Source organism: Streptomyces sp. NPDC060027 (genome assembly GCF_042737005.1).
Lineage (GTDB): Bacteria > Actinomycetota > Actinomycetes > Streptomycetales > Streptomycetaceae > Streptomyces.
Genome location: NZ_JBHWVI010000418.1, coordinates 1 through 2,781 on the forward strand (window position 1 = coordinate 1; position 2,781 = coordinate 2,781).

The 2,781-nt window shown below is 73.2% G+C and carries 2 protein-coding genes; one reads left to right on the top strand and one right to left on the bottom strand.

What is annotated here, in order from left to right; all coding sequences use genetic code 11:
- Nucleotides 1–152: 152 nt before the first annotated feature.
- Nucleotides 153–1,433, bottom strand: coding sequence for a hypothetical protein (locus ACFWBT_RS42540; protein WP_385710069.1), 1,281 nt, complete (start codon nucleotides 1,431–1,433; stop codon nucleotides 153–155).
- A 375-nt stretch (nucleotides 1,434–1,808) separates the two neighbouring features.
- On the opposite strand from ACFWBT_RS42540, the gene ACFWBT_RS42545 reads away from it, so the two are divergent.
- Nucleotides 1,809–2,690, top strand: a complete 882-nt coding sequence (locus tag ACFWBT_RS42545) for a DUF4429 domain-containing protein (RefSeq protein WP_385710066.1) — start codon at nucleotides 1,809–1,811, stop codon at nucleotides 2,688–2,690.
- The last annotated feature ends 91 nt before the right edge of the window (nucleotides 2,691–2,781 follow it).

Consider the following 2,781-nt stretch of genomic DNA (forward strand, 5'->3'; position numbering starts at 1 on the left):
CGTTCGGATCGAGCAGCAGTTCGCACAGGTAGCCCACGTCTGATCCAGCGGCGACGGACTGGGATGTACCGGCACGGCCCCGACCCACCCACCGGACCCGCACCCGAGAACCGCCGAGGCCCCACGCGCGAGGCGAGCGCGAGCGCACCGCCTCAGTCGGTCACATCGATCTCGTACCGGTTCGTCTCGACCCCCGCCGCGGTGATCACCTGCACCTCCACCCGCCCGGGTTCCACATCCACCGGCACCGGCACCGTCAGCACCGCGTCCGTGGGATTGCTGAACCCCCCGGACACCGGCACCAACGGCACATGGACATGCACGGGCCCGATCCGCACGACCATCCGCGACAACCGGTCCGCGCTCTGCGCCCCCGGCGGCACGAACCCGGCCCCCCGGATCTCGATGTCGTCCCCGGTGCGAATGGGCGCGTCCAGATCGCCCGCCTCACGGGCCCGGACCACGGAGAGGACCACCGGCCGCCCGCCCTCGGCGTACTTCCCGGCGAGGTAGGTCGCGGCCGACACCAGCACCAGCAGCGCCAGCCCCCACGGAAGGTCCGGCAACTGCGACGGCCGCCGCGCCAGCCGCACCACCGCGAAGAGCAGAGCGACCGCACTGATCACCACGTACTGGACATCGGCGAAGCTCCCCCGCCCGGCGTCATCGGTCAGCAGGTCGGCCGCGCGCGGCCGGGCCGCGCGCACCTTCTGCAGCCGCTGCCCGAGCACCCGCAGCCCGACCACCCTCCGCACCAGCACCGCGACCCCGCACACCACGGCGACGACGGTCACGACACCGGCGCCCCGAGCGAGTTCGAGCCCGGCGATGAGTTCGTCCCGGCGGCCGTGCGCGGAGGCCGCCGCCAGCTGCCCCACCAGCACGATCAGCGCGTAGACGACGACCAGCACCCAACCGGCGGCGACCGCACGGGAGGTGGAGAGACGGTTGTCCTCGCCGATGACCGGCGCGAGGGCCCCGCCCCGCGCCCGGTGCAGCCACGCCGCTCCCGTCAGGAGTCCGGCCAGGACGACCGCGGCGACCAGCCCGGCCGTCCGCGCCGCAGTCCAGCCGGCCCCGATCGCGGTGAGCGCCTGCACGAGGAGCAGCACGACGACGCCACCCCAGACGGTGAACGCGGTGTACCGCCACAGCCGCCCCAGCCATGCCTCGCCCTCGATGCGGCCGCGTTCGGCGACGAGGTCCGCGGACTGGGTGAGTTCGTCGGACACCCACTGCCGGGACGCGGAGGCGGAGTGCGCGACGGCGGCGGGCAGTCCCTGCCCCGAGGCCAACGCGTCACGTTTGGCGAGGAACGCGGCGACAGCCCGCCGGTGCCCCGTACGCGCCCCGTGCGGGCAGTCCCCGCACGTGCAGCCCCCCTCGTGCGCACCCGACCCGCCACCCAGGCCTCCGCCCGGCCCGCCACCCAGGCCTCCGCCCGGCCCGCCACCCGGACCACCGCTCCGCCCGCCGCCGGGTCCGCCGCCCGGTCCGGTGCCCGACCCGGCACCCGACCCGGCACCGTGCCCCGCACCGTGTCTCGCCTCCTGCACCGCCACGCCAACTGCCGCCTTCCCGCCCCAGAAAACTCCGTACGGCCGAACCGTCCGTACGCCCGACCGTCACACCCGCCGAAGCACCCGCCCGCCCCACCCCCCAGGGCGCGAAGCACGTACACCCGCCTGACAACTGCCCCGTGATGACAGCGAATTGTGCCGTACGGAGCATGGTGCGCATGCGTCAGGTCGGGTCAGCGCGGGTGAAGCGCGGTCACCCCGTGTTGACCCGGCTGCGAGAATTTCCCCATGGCCGAGATCATCCAGCGCGACGGGACCTGGGCCTTCGACGGCAGCACGGTCAGGATCACGCCGGGACTGCATCGCAGCGTGCCGCTGTTCCGGCAGACGTACGGGGAGATCTCCGTTCCCCTGGAGGCGGTGTCGGGCGTCGTCTACGCACCCGAACGCAAGCGTGGCCGCCTGCGTCTGCGGCTGCGCGAGGGCGCCGACCCGCTGCTCCAGGCGACCGGGGGCCGGCTGCCCGACACGGCGGACCCCTACAGCCTGACGGTCGACATCGACCGCTCCGGGGTGGCCGAGTACGTCGCCGAGGAGATCCGCCGCGCGCTGCTCCTGGACCAGATCCCCAAGGAGCCGGCGAAGACGTATCTGCTCGCGGGACCGCCCGTCCCGGTGTCCGTCCGTTCCAGCGACGGCACGGTCTCCTTCGACGGGACGCAGGTGCGTGTCGACTGGGCGGACACCTCGGACCGGGTCAAGCGGGCGACAGGCCCGCGGATCATCGCCCTGGGCGATCTCGTGCAGGTCGGGTGGCTTCCCAACTCCGGTTACGAGGACGGCTTCCTGCGTTTCGTGACGCACGAGGCGGTCTTCTCCAAACTGCCGCCCGGGAAGGACCCGTACGCCCTCGATCTGTGGGGCAGCACCCGCCGCGACCTGCTCACGGCGCTGGTCGCCACCGCGGTCACGGCACGGATGCCGCATCCCTCCACGCGCACCGGGGAGTACACGGACGGTCCCCGGCCGGCCCCGGTGGTGCCGCGCCGGTCCGACCATCACGACGTACTGCTGCGCCGTCTGCGGGAGTTGGGAGAGCTGCACCGTGACGGCGTCCTGACGGACGAGGAGTTCACCAGGACGAAGGCGGCCGTCCTGCGGGGCTTCTAGTGCCGCGGCAGGCAACGTTTGCCCGTCAAGGAGCGGCGCCCGGTGCGTGCTCTCGGTGTGCCGGCCGGAAGTCCTCGTACTGGATGTACTT